This window comes from Prauserella alba (genome assembly GCF_024171735.1).
Lineage (GTDB): Bacteria > Actinomycetota > Actinomycetes > Mycobacteriales > Pseudonocardiaceae > Prauserella > Prauserella alba.
Map to the genome: position 1 here is coordinate 1,705,976 of NZ_JAMTCH010000003.1, position 18,517 is coordinate 1,724,492.

18 protein-coding genes are annotated in these 18,517 nt (G+C 71.8%); 8 read left to right on the forward strand and 10 right to left on the reverse strand.

The genetic code is table 11. From position 1 onward, the window contains the following. Positions 1-79: 79 nt before the first annotated feature. On the forward strand, positions 80-739 hold the full coding sequence (locus tag LY12_RS07845) for a hypothetical protein (RefSeq protein ID WP_253854392.1): 660 nt from the start codon (positions 80-82) through the stop codon (positions 737-739). A gap of 137 nt (positions 740-876) precedes the next feature. Here the strand turns inward: LY12_RS07845 and LY12_RS07850 are convergent, their stop codons facing one another. From LY12_RS07850 to LY12_RS07880, 7 genes are all read right to left on the reverse strand, one after another. After that, on the reverse strand, positions 877-1,971 hold the full coding sequence (locus LY12_RS07850; RefSeq protein ID WP_253854394.1) for a hypothetical protein: 1,095 nt from the start codon (positions 1,969-1,971) through the stop codon (positions 877-879). Next, positions 1,968-3,239 (reverse strand): hypothetical protein, encoded by a 1,272-nt coding sequence (locus tag LY12_RS07855; RefSeq protein WP_253854396.1) that lies wholly within the window; start codon positions 3,237-3,239, stop codon positions 1,968-1,970. The genes LY12_RS07850 and LY12_RS07855 overlap by 4 nt, the downstream gene beginning before the upstream one ends. A gap of 61 nt (positions 3,240-3,300) precedes the next feature. After that, the gene (locus tag LY12_RS07860) at positions 3,301-3,675 is read right to left on the reverse strand and encodes a hypothetical protein (protein ID WP_253854398.1); all 375 of its coding nucleotides are present in this window, start codon (positions 3,673-3,675) and stop codon (positions 3,301-3,303) included. A 64-nt stretch (positions 3,676-3,739) separates the two neighbouring features. Next, entirely contained in the window at positions 3,740-5,785 is a 2,046-nt protein-coding gene (locus LY12_RS07865) for a M3 family metallopeptidase (protein WP_253854400.1), read from the reverse strand. Then, positions 5,782-6,507, reverse strand: a complete 726-nt coding sequence (locus LY12_RS07870; RefSeq protein WP_253854402.1) for a histidine phosphatase family protein — start codon at positions 6,505-6,507, stop codon at positions 5,782-5,784. Before LY12_RS07870 ends, LY12_RS07865 begins: the two co-directional genes overlap by 4 nt. 32 nt (positions 6,508-6,539) lie before the next feature. Continuing rightward, the gene (locus LY12_RS07875; RefSeq protein ID WP_253854404.1) at positions 6,540-7,379 is read right to left on the reverse strand and encodes an undecaprenyl-diphosphate phosphatase; all 840 of its coding nucleotides are present in this window, start codon (positions 7,377-7,379) and stop codon (positions 6,540-6,542) included. Next, on the reverse strand, positions 7,379-8,425 hold the full coding sequence (locus LY12_RS07880) for an LLM class F420-dependent oxidoreductase (RefSeq protein WP_253854406.1): 1,047 nt from the start codon (positions 8,423-8,425) through the stop codon (positions 7,379-7,381). The genes LY12_RS07875 and LY12_RS07880 overlap by 1 nt, the downstream gene beginning before the upstream one ends. An 86-nt stretch (positions 8,426-8,511) precedes the next feature. Between LY12_RS07880 and LY12_RS07885 the strand changes: the two genes are divergently transcribed. The 3 genes from LY12_RS07885 to LY12_RS07895 are packed head-to-tail and all read left to right on the forward strand — an operon-like array spanning position 8,512 to position 10,810. Next, positions 8,512-9,513: an aldo/keto reductase gene (locus LY12_RS07885; protein ID WP_253854408.1), complete on the forward strand. Its 1,002-nt coding sequence runs from the start codon at positions 8,512-8,514 to the stop codon at positions 9,511-9,513. A 47-nt stretch (positions 9,514-9,560) separates the two neighbouring features. Continuing rightward, entirely contained in the window at positions 9,561-10,586 is a 1,026-nt protein-coding gene (locus LY12_RS07890) for an NHL repeat-containing protein (protein WP_372493483.1), read from the forward strand. After that, positions 10,583-10,810 (forward strand): DUF5703 family protein, encoded by a 228-nt coding sequence (locus LY12_RS07895; RefSeq protein WP_253854409.1) that lies wholly within the window; start codon positions 10,583-10,585, stop codon positions 10,808-10,810. The genes LY12_RS07890 and LY12_RS07895 overlap by 4 nt, the downstream gene beginning before the upstream one ends. A gap of 33 nt (positions 10,811-10,843) precedes the next feature. Here LY12_RS07895 and LY12_RS07900 read toward each other — a convergent pair whose 3' ends face one another. Together LY12_RS07900 and LY12_RS07905 are read right to left on the reverse strand one after the other, a co-directional pair. Next, the gene (locus LY12_RS07900) at positions 10,844-11,596 is read right to left on the reverse strand and encodes an enoyl-CoA hydratase (protein WP_253854411.1); all 753 of its coding nucleotides are present in this window, start codon (positions 11,594-11,596) and stop codon (positions 10,844-10,846) included. Positions 11,597-11,656: 60 nt separating this feature from the next. Continuing rightward, positions 11,657-12,841, reverse strand: a complete 1,185-nt coding sequence (locus tag LY12_RS07905) for a hypothetical protein (RefSeq protein WP_253854413.1) — start codon at positions 12,839-12,841, stop codon at positions 11,657-11,659. A 130-nt stretch (positions 12,842-12,971) separates the two neighbouring features. On the opposite strand from LY12_RS07905, the gene cysC reads away from it, so the two are divergent. The 3 genes from cysC (at position 12,972) to LY12_RS07920 (ending at position 15,709) form a co-directional block, all read left to right on the forward strand. Further along, positions 12,972-13,583, forward strand: coding sequence for an adenylyl-sulfate kinase (gene cysC, locus LY12_RS07910; protein WP_253854415.1), 612 nt, complete (start codon positions 12,972-12,974; stop codon positions 13,581-13,583). A 155-nt stretch (positions 13,584-13,738) separates the two neighbouring features. Continuing rightward, the gene (locus LY12_RS07915) at positions 13,739-14,527 is read left to right on the forward strand and encodes a crotonase/enoyl-CoA hydratase family protein (RefSeq protein WP_253854417.1); all 789 of its coding nucleotides are present in this window, start codon (positions 13,739-13,741) and stop codon (positions 14,525-14,527) included. An 18-nt stretch (positions 14,528-14,545) separates the two neighbouring features. Then, the gene (locus tag LY12_RS07920) at positions 14,546-15,709 is read left to right on the forward strand and encodes a carboxylate-amine ligase (RefSeq protein WP_253854419.1); all 1,164 of its coding nucleotides are present in this window, start codon (positions 14,546-14,548) and stop codon (positions 15,707-15,709) included. A 3-nt stretch (positions 15,710-15,712) separates the two neighbouring features. Here LY12_RS07920 and LY12_RS07925 read toward each other — a convergent pair whose 3' ends face one another. Further along, the gene (locus LY12_RS07925; protein WP_253854422.1) at positions 15,713-17,305 is read right to left on the reverse strand and encodes a phytoene desaturase family protein; all 1,593 of its coding nucleotides are present in this window, start codon (positions 17,303-17,305) and stop codon (positions 15,713-15,715) included. 158 nt (positions 17,306-17,463) lie between these two features. On the opposite strand from LY12_RS07925, the gene LY12_RS07930 reads away from it, so the two are divergent. Beyond that, on the forward strand, positions 17,464-18,441 hold the full coding sequence (locus tag LY12_RS07930) for a bile acid:sodium symporter family protein (protein ID WP_253854424.1): 978 nt from the start codon (positions 17,464-17,466) through the stop codon (positions 18,439-18,441). The last annotated feature ends 76 nt before the right edge of the window (positions 18,442-18,517 follow it).

An 18,517-nucleotide genomic window follows, 5' to 3' on the forward strand; every position in this document is an offset into this window, starting at 1 on the left:
GAACGTCGGACTTGCCCGATGCGTCAATCCGCCAAAGGCTGTCACGTCGACAGCGCCGACAACACAGAGTGAGGTAAACGTGCGCAAGGGACGTATCGCCGCCGCGGCAGCAATGGCCACGATGGGTCTGGCCCTCTCGGCCTGTGGCGGCGAGGAGGACGCCGACGCGGGCCAGCAGACACCGGAACAGAGCTCCGCACCGCCCAGCAGTGCAGCACCGGCCGAGGCCTCCGAGTCGGCCGACGGCGGGGACGCCAGCGCGCTCCCCGTCGACGACGAGATCACCGCCCCCGGAACGAAACTCAAGGTCGGCGAACGCGCCGTCGTTCCGTTCGAGTACACCGATGACAAGAAGGGCACCGTCGCCATCACGGTGACCGACGTCAAGAAGGGCTCCCCCTCGGACCTGCCCAAGAAGAGCGACGGTTCGTCGATCGACGAGCGCATCACGCCGTACTACATCGAGTTCACGGTGGAGAACGTCGGCGGCGACGACCTGAAGTACTCGCGGGTCGACCTCGACGGCCGGCTCGCCGGTGGTGATTCCACCGGCGCCGTCCTGACCGTGATGGGCGGTGTGGACCAGTGCGAGAGCGAGGACGCGTCGTCGGAGTTCAACGAGCAGGGCGCTTCCTACGAGAGCTGCACCATCCAGGGCTCGGCGCGGGGCGACGTGGCCGAGGTGCACTTCACCGAGTCCCCCGACTACGAGGAGAACCCCGTCGTCTGGACCAAGTGACCCGACCCCCGAGGCGACCGGAGCAGCGGAGAAGGCAGCGAAGGAAGCAGCGAGGTAGCTCTGCTCCGTCCCGGGCACGCCGTGTGTGCCCGGGACGGAGCCGGTTCGAGTCCCGTTCGCCGTTCGCCGCGGGCGCCTCAGGCCGGCGACGCGACGACGTCGGCGTCGGCGTCGGGGTCGGCGTCGGGGTCGGGGTCGGGGTCGAGGAGTGACCGCGCCAGCCGCGAGATCTCCGCGTACTGCTCGGTGGTCTCGGCCGACTCGATCCGTCTGGCGAGGTCGAGGTACCCCTCGGCCAGCCGGAGCACGTGGGCGGGATCGGGCGGCCCCGACCCCGACAGGAGCCGGTCCGCCTGATCCCGTTCGAGTGCGAGGACCCGGTCCGCCAGCGCGTGGACGTCGGCCTGCGCCGAGGCACGTGCGGCCCTGCGGCCACGGCGGCTCTCCCCCACCGACGCGCCGCCGGCGGTGACCCCGTGCCGCACGAGGAGGAAGAGCGCCGCGGCCGCGACGGCGCCACCGACCACGTAGGCCGAGATCCGCAGTGCCCGGAACGGCCCCGCCAGGTCTCGCTCCACCGGGGGTGCGTCGAACCGTTCGATGCCGGTCTCGTAGGCGGGTACGAGGCCCTCGACGAGTGGCAGCCTGTCCGCACCGCCCGTACGGGCATCACCTGCGCCCGAAGCGGAGGCGAGTACGCCGTCGGCCCACGACACGGGCTCGTCCTCGGAGTCGTGCGCAGGAAACCCTGGCCCGGCACACGCGGTCTCGAAACCGGGACGCGGATGCAGGACGACCACCATCGTGTCCGGGTACTCCCCGGCGATCGCCGCGCACGTGGCCTCCATCGGACCGTCGTACTCGGCCAAGTCGCCGAGAGCGCCGGGACGCCGCTGCACATCGGCGATCGCGTCGCGGAAGTAGGGCGCATCCGACCGCAACGTGTCCTTGCCCGCGAACCCAGCGACGAGGATCGGGCGATCGCCGATGAGCTCGCGCGCCGCGGGCACGTCGAGTCGCCACTCGGCCCCGTCACCGGACTCGACGTACACGCTGCGTTCCCGCAGCCCGTCGATCGCCCGGTCGGCCTCCGGGATCGATGTCGTCGACGACGGTTCGTCGGGCGCCGCGAGCAGCGGGATCAACACTCCCGCGATCGAGAACACCGCGCCGCCGACCAGCAGAACGCCGATCAGCCACCGCAGGCCCGTGCGCCAAGCACCGCCGGTCATCGCACGTCCTCCAGCATCCCGCGAGCCTCACCGGCCACGTCACGGGCGATCGTCAGCTCCGCGTCCGTGGTCGCCCGCTCCGCGAGGTCGACCGCCGTGGCGTATCGCTCCGCCGCGGCTGCCCGGCCGCGGGCAGGTTCGCCGTGGCCGTCGGCCGTCGTGATCGCCGCGGCGACCCGCGCCAGTTCCGCCGTCAACTCCGCACTCGCGATCCGGAAGGCCCTGGCATCCGACTCCTGGCGACGTCGACGACGCCACCACCACGCCCCCACCGAGACACCGGCGATGGCGACGCCCGTCCCGGCGAACACCCACGGACCGACGACGCCACCGGTCTCGTCCGCGCTCGGAGGTTTCACCGGCACACCACGCGGATCGAGTGTGCCGCGGCGGAGCTGACCGATCCGCTCGTAGAAGTCGCCGACCGCGGACGCGGGCCTGCCCAGCCACAGCAGTTCGTCGTTCCGGTTGTCCCTGGCGTACCGCAGAGCCGTGTCGATGTCTCCGCGATCTCCGGGACCGGCCGCGTCGATCCACAGCCCACGGACCACGACCACGGTGTCGTCGGGGAACCGCTGCGACAGCGCCGGTAGCGGATCCGGCACGGGCCGTCCCGGACGCGTGGGCGGCAGGTAGGCAATACGGAAACGGCCGAACTCCTCGGCGTCGTACGGCGGCCGCCCGATGTCGCCGTGACCGATGCCGTCGGGGCTCGTGCCGTCGGCGATCCGGTCACGCTCGAGGTCGGCCGCGATCCGGTCGACGGTGTCCCGTGGGGCCGGCTCGCGTGTGCGCGGCGGCGCAGCCGCCGCGGGTTCGGCGCCGCGCGCCATGCCGAGGACATCGACCAGCGGCGCGGTGACGTCGTAGGTCGTCATGACGGTGCGGGCGTGCCTGCGGTTCACGGCCATCGACCAGTCGCCCTCGGGCCCGTCGCCGTAGTACCGGCCGCCGGCGAAGTCGAACCAGTCGGTCCCCACCTGCAGGCCGCCCACAGTGATCAACTCGTCGCGGTCGCCGAGGTGGTCGTCGAGCGCGTTCCTGATGGAGATGCCCGACCGGCCGATCGGCGCGACCACGATGTACACGGTCCCTGCGACCTCGGCGTCGGCACGCCTGCGTTGCTGCCGGATCGTCGCGTCGTCGAAGCGGGCCTGCGCGCCGGGCATCACGTACACCGGATCCTGTTGCAGGCCGCGCCAGATCGCCGTTCCGTCCGGTTCCGGACGCTGCTGCGCACGCCCCGCAGGCGCAGCAGCCCCGGACACAGCGCCTCCGGACACAGCGAACCCGACGACGCATCCCAGGACGACGAGCGTCGCCGCAGCCCTACGCACCGGTGCCGCCCCCGGACCCGGTGTGCGGAAGCGGCGTGCCCAGCACGCGGCACGCCCGATCGACGTGGTCCATACCGGCGGCGGCGACCTCTGCCGCGACCCGGCACTCCTCGGCCGTGGTCGCCTCGGACAGCAACGCCCCCGTGGTGTGCCACCGCTCCCGCGCCCGCGCCAGACTGTCCGCCGCGGCAGCGTCCTCACCGGGCGTCAGGGTGTCCAGGCAGAAGCCGAGCCGGTTGTACGCGGCGCGCACGGACGCGGCGGCCGCGGCGAACTCGCGGCGCCGCTCGCCACGGCGCCGAGCGGGTAGTGCGGCACCGGCGACGACGGCGCCGACACCGATGGCCAGGGGAATGATCGGAAGCACGAAGCGGAAGCCTAGCGAGCGCGGATGGGACCTGCGTTCGGGGCAGGCCCCATCCGCGCCCGGATCATGCTGCGGTCAGCCCCCGGCGTTCCAGCAACGGACGCAACTCCGGATCCCGGCCGCGGAACGCGCGGAACGCCTCCATCACATCCACGCTGCCGCCCTTGGCCAGCAACTCCGCACGGAACCGGTCCCCGTTCTCCCGCGTCAGCCCACCGCTGGCGCGGAACCACTCGACCGACTCGGCGTCGAGCACCTCGGACCAGATGTAGGAGTAGTAGCCCGCCGCATAGGAATTGCTGAACACGTGGGCGAAGTACGTGCTGCGGTACCGCGGCGGAATCGTCGTGAGCGCGACCCCCGCCTTCTGCAGTGCCTCGGCCTCGAACCGGTCGACGTCGTCGACCTCGGCGTCCGGACCGAGCGTGTGCCACGCGAGATCCAGCAACGACGCCGCGAGATACTCCGTGGTGCGGAAGCCCTCGCCGTAGCGGCTCGCCTCCTCCAGCTTCGCCGCCGTCTCCGGTGGCAGCGGCTCACCGGTGCGGTGATGCCGCGCGTAGTTCGCCAGCACTTCCGGCCACAACGCCCACATCTCGTTGACCTGCGAAGGGAACTCGACGAAGTCGCGCGGCACGTTCGTGCCCTCCAGCGACTGGTACTCCACGTCGGACACCAAACCGTGCAGTGCGTGTCCGAACTCGTGGAAGAGCGTGGTCACCTCGTCGTAGGTGAGCAGCGCGGGCTCGCCTTCCGGCGGCTTGGTGATGTTGAGGTTGTTCACCACGACCGGACGCTGCCCCAGCAGCCGCGACTGCTCGACGAGGTTGTTCATCCACGCGCCGCCGCGTTTCGCGTCGCGCGTGAAATAGTCGCCCAGGTACAACCCGAGCGGCTCGCCGCCGGCGTCGAACACCTCCCACACCCGCACGTCGGGGTGGTAGCCGCTCAGGTCCCTGCGCTCGCTGAACGTGAGCCCGTACAGCTTGCCCGCAGCGTGGAACACGCCGTCGACGAGCACTCGTTCCAGCTCGAAGTACGGCCGCAGGGCGGCGTCGTCGATGTCGTACTTGCGCTTCCTGACGCGTTCGGCGTAATAGGCCCAGTCCCAGGGCTGCAGGTCACCTTCGACGCCGTCGGCCGCCAACTCCTCCTGCAGCTCGGCAGCCTCGGCGTTCGCGTTGGCGACGGCCGCGGGCGCCAGCCGCTCCAACATCGATACCGCGGCGTCGGCGGACCCTGCGGTCTGGTCCTCGATGGCATACGCCGCGTGGTGCGCATAGCCGAGCACCGCGGCGCGTTCGGCACGCAGCCGGGCGATCGTGGCCAGCACGTCCTTGTTGTCGTGATCGCCTCCGCGGCCCGCCCGCGACACCGATGCGCGGAACACCCGCTCGCGCAGCTCGCGGTTCTCCAGCGACGCCAGCACCGGCTGGGCCGACGGCAGCCCCAGGGTCAGCAGGTACGTGCCGTCCTCACCCCGCGCGGTCGCGGCCTCGGCCGCCGCGGCCACGGCATCCTCCGACAGCCCGGCCAGCTCGTCGCGTGTGGACACCAGCACGGCCAGGTCGTTGGTGTCGGCCAGGAGGTTGTCCTGGAACCGGGTCTCCAGCCGGGACAGCTCCTCGTTCAGTTCACGCAGCCGCGACTGCTTGTCCTCCGGCAGATCCGCGCCGGCACGCCGGAACGCGATGTGCGTGCGGTGCAGCAGCCAGTCCTGCTCGGGTGTGAGGTCGAGCTCGCCGCGCCGGGCGTGCACCGCGTCGACCCGGGCGAACAACGCGGCGTTGAGGTGGATCTCGTCCGAGTGCGCGGCCAGCCGCGGAGCCACCTCGGTCTGCACCTCCCGGCGCGCGTCCGTGGCCTCCGCCGCGGTCAGGTTGAACAGGATCTGGGACACGCGATGGAGCAACTGCCCCGAACACTCGAGCGCGACGATCGTGTTCTCGAACGACGGCGGCTCCGGGTCGTCGGAGATCGCCGCGATCTCCGCCCGGTGCTCGGCGAACGCCGCCTCGAACGCGGGCAGGAAGTGCTCGTCGGAGATGCGGTCGAACGGCGGCAGCCCGTACGGCAGGTCACTCGGTGCCAGCAGCGGGTTGTCGGTCACGCGTTGTCCTTTCGTCCAGTGTTACCACCGATGACGGCGTCGGAGGAGTCGGCGCTCCTACCGCGCCTGCGGCCGCGCTTGGCGGGCTTCGGGGGCACGATCCCCGAGAGATCGCCTGCGTTGTCGTTGATGCGCAGCACGAACGGCCGCGTCTCGCTGTAGCGCACCACCGACAGCGAACCCGGGTCGACGACGATGCGCTGGAAACCGTCGAGGTGCTGGCCGAGTGCGTCGGCGAGGACGGACTTGAGCACGTCGCCGTGGCTGCACAGCGCCCACACCACGTGCTCACCGTGCTCGGCGCTGAGCCGTGCGTCGTGCTCCCGCACCGCGGCCACCGCCCTGGCCTGCACCCCCGCGAGGCTCTCCCCGCCGGGGAACACGGCCGCCGACGGGTGGGTCTGCACGACCCGCCACAGCGGTTCCTTCGCGAGCGTCTTCAGTTCCCGCCCCGTCCAGTCGCCGTAGTCCACTTCGGATAGCCGAGACTCGGCCACCCGGCTGAGCCCGCGCGCCTTGGCCAGCGGTTCGAGCGTCTGCTTACACCGCAACAACGGCGACGACACGAGCGCGGCCAGCGGCACGTCCGCGAGCCGGTCCACCAACTGTTGCGCCTGCCCGCGCCCCGCTTCGTCCAGGCCGACCTTCGGCATGCGCCCGGCGAGTACGCCCGAGCCGTTGGCCGTCGACCGGCCGTGCCGCAGCAGAATGACGGTTCCCACGCCCTCACCCTACGCCGACACCCGCGTGTGGATCAGCTCTCCACCGGTCCGGCGTTCGGGTCGAGCACGCCGGTGAACACCAGCACGTACAGCAACAGGCCCAGCGCCACCCGGTAGATCACGAACGGGAGGAACGAGTGCTTCCGGATGTAGGACATCAGCCACGCGATCACCGCGAACCCGACACCGAACGCCACGACCGTCGCCAGGATCGTCGGCCCCCACGCCGGTCCCTGGCCCGCACCGATGTCGGTGAGCTTGTACAGACCGGACGCCAGCACAGCGGGCACCGCGAGCAGGAACGAGTACTCCGCGGCGGCCGAACGGTTGTAGCCCATCAACCGGCCACCGGTGATCGTGCCGCCCGACCGGGACACCCCGGGCACGAGCGCGAGCGCCTGGAAGAACCCGTACGTCAGACCGTGCTTGACCGTCAGGTGGTCCAGATCGCGGTCCTGCCTGCCCATCCGGTCGGCGATCAGCAGGAAGATGCCGAACACGATCAACGTCGTCGCGATGAGCCGCAGGTCGCGGAACGCGTGCTCGATCTGTTCCTGGAACAGCAGGCCCAGCACACCGATCGGCAGCGAACCGACGATGATCAGCCAGCCCATGCGGGCGTCGGGATCGCGCCGGTACGCGGGCTTGTAGATCGAGAAGAACCAGTTCTTCAGGATGCTGCCGATCTTCTTCCCGAAGTACAGCAGCACGGCCAACTCGGTGCCGATCTGCGTGACCGCGGTGAAGGCCGCACCCGGGTCGCCCCAACCTGCGAACGCCGCGGTGATGCGCAGGTGCGCACTGGACGAGATCGGCAGGAACTCCGTCAGCCCCTGGACGACGCCCAGGACGAGGGCTTCGAACCACCCCATCAGCCGGCCACCCCCGCCAGTTCCAGCGCCTCGACGGCCGTGCGCAGCGTGTCAGCACCCTGCTCCGGGGCCACGAACGGCGACAGGTTCACCGTCGTCGCACCCGCCTCCGCGAACGCGGTCAGCCGCTCGGCGATGCGTTCCTTCGGCCCCAGCAACGACGTCGCGTCGAGGAACTCGGCCGGCACCGCGGCCATCGCACCCGCGTGATCCTTCGCGAGGAACTTCTCCTGCACCTCGGCGGCCTCGGCCTCGAACCCCATCCGCACGGCGAGCCGGTTGTAGAAATTCTTGTCCTTGCTGCCCATCCCGCCCAGGTACAGCGCGGCGTACGCCCGCACCGAGTCGGCACACGTCCGCCAGTCGTCACCCGGCACGAGCGGCACGGTCGGCGCGATGTCGAACGACGACAGGTCGCGGCCCGCCTTCTCCGCACCCGCCCGGAGCTGCGCCACCTGGTCGCCGGCGTGTTCGGGCGAGAAGAACACCGGCAGCCAGCCGTCGGCGAGCTCACCCGTCAGCTCGACGTTTTTCGGGCCGATGGCGGCGAGATACATCGGGACGTGCTCACGCACCGGGTGCACGGTCAGCCGCAGCGCCTTGCCGGGGCCGTCCGGGAGCGGCAGCCGGAAGTGCTCGCCCTCGTAGGAAACCTTCTCGCGGCGCAGCGCCGCACGGACGATGTCCATGTACTCCCGCGTGCGCCCCAGCGGTGAGCCGAACCGCACACCGTGCCAACCCTCCGACACCTGCGGGCCCGACACGCCGAGACCGAGCCGGAACCGGCCACCGGACAGCGAGTCGAGGGTCGCCGCCGTCATCGCGGTCGTCGCGGGCGTCCGCGCCGGAATCTGCAGCACAGCGCTGCCGACATCGACGTTCGACGTATGCGCGGCGACCCATGCCAGCACCGTCGGCGCGTCCGAGCCATACGCCTCGGCCGCCCATACGACGGAGAAGCCGAGCTCGTCGGCGTGTTTGGCCAGTGTCAGATTGCTCGCATCGTTCCCGGCGCCCCAGTAGCCGAGATTCAAACCCAGTCGCACGGGCAGCGACACTATCGGTGGCCGGACATGCCGCCGATAGTGCCTTGGTCAATCTCGCGAACGGGTGATGACTACGCTGGGCAGTCATGGAATGTCGCCCGCTCGGCGCTTCGGGCGCGCAGGTGTCCCGCATGGGCCTCGGCACGTTGTCGTGGGGCACCGGCACCGACGCCGAAGAAGCCGCCAACCAGCTCATGGCCTTCGTCGACGCGGGAGGCACGCTCGTCGACACCGCGGACGTCTACGGCGACGGCGAGAGCGAACGGATCCTCGGCTCCCTGCTGGCCGATCTCGTGCCCCGCGAGGACATCGTGCTCGCCACCAAGGCCGCCGCCCGCCGCGAGGCCGGGCCCTTCGGCGGCGGCGCCTCCCGCGGCTCGCTGCTGGCCGCGCTCGACGGCTCACTGCGGCGCCTCGGCGTCGACCACATCGACCTGTGGCAGGTGCACGCGTGGGACCCGGCCGTGCCGCTCCACGAGACGCTCTCGGCCCTCGACCACGCCGTCACCAGTGGAAAGGTCCGCTACGTCGGCGTGTCCAACTACGCGGGCTGGCAACTGGCGACAGCGGCGTGCGGCCTGCGCACCACGCGCATCGTGTCCACCCAGAGCGAGTACTCCCTGCTCGACCGCGGCCCCGAGCGGGAGATCGTGCCCGCCGCGGGTCACCACGGCATCGGCCTGCTGCCGTGGGCGCCGCTCGGGCGTGGCGTGCTGACCGGCAAGTACCGGGCGGGCACACCGGCCGACTCCCGCGGCGCCGACCCCGCCTACGGCGGCTACGTCGACCACCACCGCACCGACCGGGCGAGCCGCATCGTCGAAGCCGTCGCCACGGCGGCCGAGGGGCTCGGAACGTCGCCGCTGGCCGTCGCCCTGGCCTGGGTTCGCGACCGGCCCGGCGTCGTCGCTCCCGTCGTCGGCGCCCGCGACACCACGCAGCTCGCCGGATCACTCGCCGCCGAGGAACTCACCCTGCCGGACGCCATCCGCGGTGCGCTCGACGACGTCAGCCGGCCCGCCTGCGGCGGCGGAGCGGCACGTTCCGGTGCGGCCGACTCAGCCGACTCGAACGAGGAGTCCTCGTGACCGCGCCACCGACTTCCCGCCGTTCGCCGGAGACCGGCACACGCTCCGTGACCCGCCGGCCCGCACCGGGCCGAGGGTGGCGGTGGGCGGCCCTGGCGATCAGCTCCGCGCTGGTGCTCACCGGATGCTCCGATGCGGGCGCTGGCGGCGACCAGCTGCAGGTGGTCGAGAACCCGGAACGGGCCAGTGCCGCACCCTCGCCCGCGACGGCAGCGGAACCCGCGGGCCGGGTCGTGCCGGTCGACGGCGACGTCACCGACGTCACCACCGCGGACGGCGTCCTCGCGGCCGCCGTGTCCGGTGAGGACGCCGTGCGGCTCTACGACCTCGCCGAACCCGGAGCAGAGCCGCGCACCGTCTCACTGCCGGGCGAGGTCACGAAGCTGACGACGATCGACGGCTCGGTCGTCGCCGCCATGCCGGACGCCGGAGCCTTCGCGCGCATCGACGGCGCGGCGGGCGAGGCCGACGTCGTCGAACTCGACGGTGCCCCTGCGGGCGTCGCCGCCGACGGCGACCGCACCCTCGTGGCGCTGCGGGACGCCAAGGCCGTACAGGTCCTCGACGCCGACGACCGGCCGGTGAACACACTCCGGGGTGAGCTCTACAGTGCCGACGACGTGCTCGTCGGCGGCAGCGGCGCGGTCGTGCTCGACCGGCTGCGGACCGCCGTGTTCTCGGTCGACCTCGCCGACGGCACGATCGACGAGGGACTCCGGGCAGGCCAGGGTGCGGTCGACGCCACGACCGACGAGTACGGCCGCGTGCTGGTCACCGACGCCCGCAACGGCGCGCTGCTCGCCTTCGACACGGACCCGCTGCTGTTGCGACAGCGGCACCCGGTTCCCGGCGGGGCCCACGGCATCGCCTACGACGCGAAGCGCCACGTCGCGTGGGTCACTCTCACCGAACGCAATCAGGTCGTCGGCTACGACGTACGCGGCGGACAACCGGAGGAAAAGTTCCGGCTTCCCACCGTTCGCCAGCCCGATTCCGTTACCGTCGATGAGCGGACGTCCCGGGTTGTCATCGGTTCGGCGGCCGAGGAAGGTATCCAGGTGATCACGCCATGACGCGCACGGAAGCGGTGGTCGACGACGACTGGGAGTACCAGCGGGTCCAGCTCCCGCCAGGGGTCTCCCGCGTGACCGCGTCCGTGCAGCTGGCCATCCAGGCAGAGTTCACCGGCTGGGAGCTGGCCAACGTGCGGCTCTACTCCGACGGCACGCGCCAGGTGTGGCTACGCCGTCGCCGCCGCAGCAGGGACCTGCTGACCGCACAGGGCTTCGTGGCCTGAGCCCGTTCGCAGCCGGGGAAGGCCGTCCCGCGGTCACTTCCGGAACCGCTCCACGACCTCGCGGATCTTCGGGCCCGTCGCGCTGGACGCCTGCGCCCACGCCTCGAACTCCAGCGTCGCGTCGAAGTCACCACCCGCGGCGAGCTCCACCGCTGCTTTGATGTCCCGCGCCAGCGCCGGATCGTGCCCGGCCCAGCGCTCGGCCATCTCCTGCGCCCTGGCCAACGGGTCGTCGGCCAGCTCCAGCGCCAATCCCTGCTGAACGGCCGCCTCACCGTCCAGCGTGCCACCGTCGAGCAGCAGAGCCATCGCCCGCTGCCGCCCGAGCGCGTCGACGAGGAACCACGTGCACCCGCCGCCCGGATGCAGTCCGATCCGGGAGAACGTCGCCGCGAACGACGCGTGCGGTCCGGCGATGCGGACGTCACAAGCCATCGCCAGGTTCAGTCCGGCGCCGACCGCCGCGCCCTGAACCGCCGCGATCGTCGGGATGTCCAACTTGCGCAGGCGCAGGAAGCTGTCGTACACCGAGTGCAGGTGCCTGCGCAGTTCGCCGACCGCCCGTTCGGAGGCGTCGCCGAACAGCGCGGGCAGGTCCGCGCCCGCGCAGAACGCCTTCCCCTCCCCCGCGACGACGAGGGTGCGCGCGTCCTCGGCGGAGGCGACCGTGTCGATCGCCTCGCCGAGCTCGCGGCACGTCACGTCGTCCAGGCAGTTGCGCCGGTCGGGATCGGTCAGGGTGAGGGTCCACCGGCCGTCGGTACCGGTCAGCGCCACTCGGCTCATCACATGCTCCATCCCGCCCGCCGGGCGTCCGCCACGGGCCGTCGGTGTGGTCGAAGCGGGTCAGCGCCCCAGCTTGGCGCGCGCCCGCCAGTACGCCCGTCGCGCGGCCATCACCTGGGGATACTGATCCGACATGCGCATCACGAACTGCCGCAGCCTCAGCGCCTTCGCCTGCTGCGGCGGCTTGCGCTTCATCATCCGGCGGGAACCCGCCGGATGGCGGAGCAGGTCGGTGACCGACTCCATCGCGATCTCCCCGATCTCCGCCTCACTCGGGGTGAGCTCGTCGGCCGTCGCGGGTTCGTCGCCGCGCGCCGCGGCGGGCCGCAGATCCTCGAGGTCACCGACGACGTGGAAACCGGCACCGCGGACCCGTTCGATGTAGCGCTCCGCCGTCTCCCGCACCCAGTCCTGGTCCTGTTTGGGCAGCGGGATGCTGCCGCGGCCGCTGCGCGCGCTGAGCGTGTGGGCGGCGAAGTCGTCCTTGACCCGGCGCGCGTACTGCAGCCACGGGAACCGCTCCGGCAGCGACGCGTTGATCCGCCGGAGGAACTCCGTCTCCGGGTAGCCCAGGGAGAAGTTGCCGTAGTGCGGAATGTCCGTCTCGTACGCGGCCGGGTCCAGCCCGAGCAGGCCGGCGAACCGCTCCCACAGCACGTCCCGACCGCCACCACGGGGCGGCACGGTCACCACGTGCACGCGGTCGGCGGGAAGCCCCGCGCCCCACGTCTCGAGCACGCGCGGCAGGTCCTGGTAATCCCAGAACAGCCTCGCCGTGTCGCCGAGTTCGCCGCTGCGGAGCGAGGCCAGCAGGTCGGGGTACGACGTGCTCTGCCGGGTCTTGACGTTCTCCTGCCAGACCGACGGGATCTGCCGCGCGAGGTCGCGCACCGTGCACACGATGTGCACCTCGGCGAACGACAGCGACGAGACGACCTGCTCGGCCTCCTCGGGGCTCGCCGGCGCGAGCAGTTCCGAGGAGATCAACGTCGCCCCTTCGAACGCCCTCGCCTGCTCGACCAGCCAGTTCCACGACCCGGGCGTGCGCTTCTCCTTCCAGCCGCCGTAGCGACCGGGGTGCACATCGGCGACGGCCCGGTGGTGCGCACCGAGGTCGTAGCCGGGGAACGACACGCCGTCCGAGGTCAGGGCTTCCTGGTTGTGCCACAGCAGCTCCTGCAGCGATGTCGTTCCGGTCTTGGGTAACCCGATGTGCAGGTACACACGCTGTGTTGCGGAGCTCATGGCCCCGGGAGCGTACTCGCTCACACCGGATGGTTTGCTGTGGCCTTCACGGTGAGTTTTCTTTCGCCCGCGGACGATGTCGTCCCGTGCACCACCACAGGTCGGTAACGGTTTCCTGGAGGAGCTTCTTATGACTGCGGACCGGTCCCTTCGCCTCACCCGCGGCGCGACCGTCTGGTTGACCGGATTGTCCGGTGCGGGCAAGTCGACGCTGGCCGGGGCCGTCGCCACACTGGTCGCGGGCGAGAGCACCGACGTGGAGGTCGAGGTGCTGGACGGTGACGAGATCCGCCGCACCATCTCCAGCGACCTGGGTTTCAGCCGTGAGGACCGGGACAAGCAAGGCCAGCGCGTGGGGTTCATCGCGGAACTGCTGACGCGTCACCGCGTGCTCACGCTCGTTCCGGTCATCGCTCCCTACGCCGAGACGCGGGAGGCGGTCCGCGCTCACCACGCCGAGCGGGGCTCCGCGTTCTTCGAGGTCTACGTGAGCACTCCGCTGCAGGAGTGCGCCCGCCGGGACCCCAAGGGGCTCTACGCGCGTGCTGCCGCCGGGGAGGTCAAGGGGCTGACGGGCGTCGACGACGTCTACGAGCACCCGGAGGCGCCGGACCTGCAGCTCGACACAAGCACGGGCTCGCCGGAAGGCGCGGCCGACCGGGTTCTGGAACTGCTCCGCGAGGCCGGCGTCGTCGAGTACGTGGACGACACCGCGAGCTCGGAGAACCCGGTCGCGTCCTGAGCTGTTCCTGGTGGTGACAATGCGGTGGCGAGTGGCGGCGATATCCGTCGCCAAAAGCCCCGCTGTATAGGGCGTTATACATTCGACGATCGTGGCAGGCTGCTCCGTGATCGTCGAAACGGCTGCCCAGCGAACCGAGGAGGACCCGGACTTCCATGTCGCCCCGTGTCACCGTCGAACGTGACGGCCATGTACTGCTCATCGGCGTGAACCGGCCCGAGAAACGCAATGCGTGGGACCTCCGCACGATCGACGAGGTCGGACTCGCCTACGACCGGCTGGCCGAGGACTCCGAGGCACGCGTGGGTGTGCTGTACGGGCACGGTGACCATTTCAGTGCCGGTCTCGACCTGGCGGACGTCTGGCCCTCGGTGCAGGACGACGGGCCTGCCGCACTGTCGGGAGGAGGTGCGTACGACCCCTTCGCCCTGTGGAAGCCGCCGGTGCCGAAGCCGGTCGTACTCGCCGTCCAGGGTGTCTCGTTCACCCTGTCCATCGAGCTGGCACTGGCGTCCGACGTCGTCGTCGGAGCCGACGACGTGCGGTTCCGACAGCTGGAGATCGGCAGGGGCATCATCCCGTTCGGCGGGGCGACGGTCCGCGCGACGACCCAGCTCGGCTGGGGCAACGCGATGCGGTTCCTGCTCACCGGCGAGGAGTTCGGCGCCACGGAGGCCCACCGGATCGGCCTCGTCCAGGAGGTCGTCCCTGCAGGCACCCAGCTCGAACGGGCCACCGCGATCGCGCGCGTCATCGCCGAACAGGCGCCGCTGGGCGTGCAGGGCACGCTCGCCAACGCCCGTGTCGCGCAGCGGCTGGAGAACGAGCGGGCGGCAGCCGACCACCTGAAGGAACTCCTGCCCGGCATTCTCACCAGTGAGGACGCCGCAGAAGGCCTCCAGAGCTTCGTCGAACGCCGCCAGGCCCGCTTCACCGGCCGCTGATACGGAAGGCTCCACCGAGTGTCCGCCGCCCGCACCGTCGGGATCGAGGAGGAGTTCCTGCTCGTCGACCCCGACACCTGGCACACCGTCCCCGCCGCCGACGACGTCCTCGCGCGCCTGCCCGACGCGCCGTCCGACAAGGACGGTCCCGGCATCACCGATGACGAGGTCCGGGATCCGGCATGGCACGGCGAGTTGCGCGCCAGCCAGGTCGAGGCCGCCACCGGGGTGTGCACCACGGCCTCGGCCCTGCGTCGACAGCTGCTGGCCGGCAGGTACGGACTGGCGACGGCGGCACGGGCCGAGGGCCTCGCCCTCGTCGCGTCCGGCAACCCCGCCCTCGCGAGTGCCGGCGTTCCCCTCGGATCGGACCCGCAGTACACGGAACTCGACGGCCTCTACCGGGGACTGATCGGCGACTACGAGGGCTGTGGTTGCCACGTGCACGTCGGAGTGCCGGACCGGGAGGCCGCCGTCGTCGCCGTGAACCACCTGCGCCCGTGGCTGCCCACACTGCTCGCGCTGTCGGCGAACTCGCCGTACGACCGCGGACACGACACCGGATACGCCAGCTGGCGGACGGTGCAGCATTCGCGGTTCCCCACCGCAGGCGTCCCTCCGCGATTCGCCGACGTCGCCGAACACGACGCCGTGGTCGACCGGCTCGTCACGTCCGGAGCGCTGGGCGCCCAGTACACGACCTTCTGGTTCGCCCGCCCCTCCCCCGTGCTGCCCACCGTCGAGGTGCGGATCGCCGACACCGCGACCACGCCCGACGAAGCCCTGCTGCAGGCTCTGCTGTGCCGCGCCCTCGTCGACACGGCCCTCGGCGCCCCCTCCCCCGGCGACGCTGCGGACCGCGACGGTGCCGATGTTGCGGAGCCGATCGCGGAGGTACTGCCGGCGGCGGTGTGGTCCGCCGCCCGGTACGGCCTCGCCGGCCGCGGCGTCGATCCGTGGACGGGCCGCACCCGGCCCGCGGCGGAACTCGTCGACGACCTCCTCGACCACGTCCGGCCGGCACTGGAACGCTCCGGGGACGCCGACCTCGTCGACTCGCTCGCCCGCCACCTGGTCGCCGACGGTTCGGGCGCGCAACGCCAGCGCCGCGCCGCGGCCCACGGGATTCGGCACGCCGTGCGCGCCGTCGCCGACGACACGATTCGCGACCTGCCCGAATAGCGGTCAGGTGTACAGCAGGCGGTGCAGGCCCGCGATCGTGGCGGCGTAGGCACCGCCGGCCGCACCCGCACGAACCATCGCAGCCCGCGCGGCGTTCGCTCCGGGGCCGCCGTGCACCGCACCGCCCGGATGCGCCGACGCCCCCGCGAGGAACAACCGGTCGACCGGCGTGTCGGCACGGCCGAGACCGGGCACGGGCCGGAACACGAGCTGTTGGTGCATCGCCGCGCTGCCGCCGCCCACCGCGCCTTCGACGAGTGCGGGGTCGGCCCGCTCCAGCTCCCGCGGTCCCTGCACCATCCTGCCGCGGATCAGGGTCCGGAAGCCCGGGGCGTGCCGTTCGAGGAGCGTCTCCATCCGGTCGGTGAACCTGCGCAGCCGGTCGCCGTCCCAGTCGAATCCTCGGGGCACATGGGTGTAGGCCCACGCCGACTCGCACCCTTCCGGTGCCCGCGTCCGGTCCGCCACGGCCATCTGCCCGATCACCAGCACCGGGTCCTCGGGCACGGTTCCGAGCTCGACGTCCAGTCCGTACCGGGCGAGGCCGTCGAGGTCACCGCCGAGGTGCACCGTGCCCGCCGCCGCAACCTCGGGAGCGGTCCAGGGAATGGGCCCCGACAGTGTCCAGTTCACCTTGACCGTGGCCGCGTCCCAATGGAACCGGCGAAGATCCCCGCGCATGCGATCGGGCAGGACGCGGTCGTCGAGCATGCGGCCGTACAGCAAGGGTGCGGGTACCGCAGCCAGCACCGCGCGGCTCGCCCGCACCGGTGTGCCGGCCAGCACCCCCATCGCCCGGCCTCCCGCCGTCAGCACCCGCGTCACCGGCCTGCCGCACTCGACGCGCCCGCCGCGGGCCCTGAGCCGCCGCAGCAACGCCGTGGTCAGCGCACCCGAGCCGCCGTCCGGCACCGGGAACCCCACGTCCTGCGCCAGCATGGACAGCAGCCAGCCGAACACCGCGCTGCCTGCCTGCGCGGGCCCCAGGTCGGTGTGGAGTGCGTTCCCGGCAGGCAGCGCCGGAGCGCCCACGCCACGGAACCGTTCCCGCGCCCAGGCGGTCACCGGCATCGCCGCCATCCGGGCGAGCCGCGCCCCGTCCGCAACGCCCGCGGCCCGTGCCAGCCGCCGCACAGCGCGCACCGGGGGGAACGGTGACAGCAACGACTCCAGCAGCGGCTCGCGGATCCGCCGCCACAACTCGGCCTCCGCCGCCCACGCCTCCCCGTCGCCGGGTGCGAACGCGTCCAGCGACGCCGCCGTCTCGTCGAGATCGCGTGACAGGAGCGCCACCCGGTCGTCCGGCAGCACGTGCGCCAGTGCGGCGGGGGCATGCCGCCAGCGCAGCCCGTAGCGTTCGAGCCCCAGCCCGGCCAGCACCGGTGAGGCGGCGGCCATCGGGTAGAACGCGCTGAACAGGTCCGTCACGAAGCCGGCCTCGATCGCCTCGGCGCTGCGCACCGCTCCGCCGGGCGCCGAGGCGGCCTCCAACACGAGGACGTCCCAGCCCGCGTCCGCGAGCAGATTCGCCGCGACGAGCCCGTTCGGCCCGGCACCGATGACGACCGCGTCGGCCGTCTCCGAGGAATACCGCACCCGCCCTGCTTACCCCAGAACCGGCCCACCTCGCCGGGGAACATCCCGCACGCACACCTGCCGGACCGGCGTGGCCCGCGACACCACCACCGCGTCCCGGCCACCACGTGCGGCACGCGTCGCCTACAGTGCCTCCGAACCACGAGCGGGAGGCGAACATGGCACAGCGACCCGGTGCAGTGCGCAGGCTGGCGGAAGCGGCGAGCCGGTGGTTCGCGCTTCTCGTCGTGCTCGGAGTGGCCGTCGGCCTACTGGCACCGGACCAGTCGGCGACGCTCGTCGAGCACGTACCGCTGCTGCTCGGTGTGATCATGTTCGGCATGGGGCTCACGTTGCGGGGCGCCGACTTCGCCCTCGTCGCACGCCGCCCACTCGCCGTCCTGTTCGGGCTCGTGGCGCAGTTCCTGATCATGCCGCTCACGGCATGGGGCATCGGCCAGCTGTTCGGCCTCGCCGGTGCGCTGCTCGTCGGGATGGTGCTGGTCGGTTCCGCTCCGGGTGGAACCGCGTCGAACGTGGTCGTCTACCTCGCCAAGGGCGACGTGGCGTTGTCGGTGACGTTGACGTCGGTGTCGACGCTGCTGGCTCCGCTGCTCACCCCGTTGCTCGTGCTGCTGCTCGCAGGTTCCGATCTGCCCGTCGGCTTCGGCGACCTGTTCGTGTCCATCGCACAGGTCGTGCTCCTGCCGGTGGTCGCAGGCCTGATCATCAGGGCACTCGCGGACCGCTACGTCCGCCTGGTGCTGCCCTACCTTCCCCTGGTGTCGGTGCTCGGCGTGGCACTGGTCGTGACGGCCGTCGTCGGCGCGAACGCGGGCACGATCGCCGAGAGCGGCGCGCTGCTCATGCTCGCCGTCGTCGCCCACAACTCGGTGGGCCTGGCGCTCGGCTACGGGGCCGCGCGCCTCGCCGGCCTCGACGAATCCGCACGGCGCGCGGTGAGCGTCGAGGTCGGCATGCAGAACTCGGGGCTCGCGTCGAGCCTGGCCACAACCCATTTCACCGCGGCGGCCGCGCTGCCCGGCGCGCTGTTCTCGGTGTGGCACAACCTCTCCGGTGCGCTGCTGGCGACGTTCTGGGCCCGTCGTCCGACCTCGTCGGCCGCCACGGCACCCGAGGAACACTCCGGCGCCTGACCCCGCACGTACCGACCGGCGCAAACCACGCAGCGCCTGCCCAGCAGCACCCGGCCCAGCTGCGGGGCATCCGCCG

Bases quoted from the DNA above. Each gene is read 5' to 3' on its own strand.
- LY12_RS07900 (WP_253854411.1), bottom strand. From the start codon at position 11,596: ATGAGCCGAGTGGCGCTGACCGGTACCGACGGCCGGTGGACCCTCACC.
- LY12_RS07930 (WP_253854424.1), top strand. From the start codon at position 17,464: ATGGCACAGCGACCCGGTGCAGTGCGCAGGCTGGCGGAAGCGGCGAGC.
- LY12_RS07885 (WP_253854408.1), top strand. From the start codon at position 8,512: ATGGAATGTCGCCCGCTCGGCGCTTCGGGCGCGCAGGTGTCCCGCATG.
- LY12_RS07915 (WP_253854417.1), top strand. From the start codon at position 13,739: ATGTCGCCCCGTGTCACCGTCGAACGTGACGGCCATGTACTGCTCATC.
- cysC (WP_253854415.1), top strand. From the start codon at position 12,972: ATGACTGCGGACCGGTCCCTTCGCCTCACCCGCGGCGCGACCGTCTGG.
- LY12_RS07905 (WP_253854413.1), bottom strand. From the start codon at position 12,841: ATGAGCTCCGCAACACAGCGTGTGTACCTGCACATCGGGTTACCCAAG.
- LY12_RS07850 (WP_253854394.1), bottom strand. From the start codon at position 1,971: ATGACCGGCGGTGCTTGGCGCACGGGCCTGCGGTGGCTGATCGGCGTT.
- LY12_RS07895 (WP_253854409.1), top strand. From the start codon at position 10,583: ATGACGCGCACGGAAGCGGTGGTCGACGACGACTGGGAGTACCAGCGG.
- LY12_RS07875 (WP_253854404.1), bottom strand. From the start codon at position 7,379: ATGGGGTGGTTCGAAGCCCTCGTCCTGGGCGTCGTCCAGGGGCTGACG.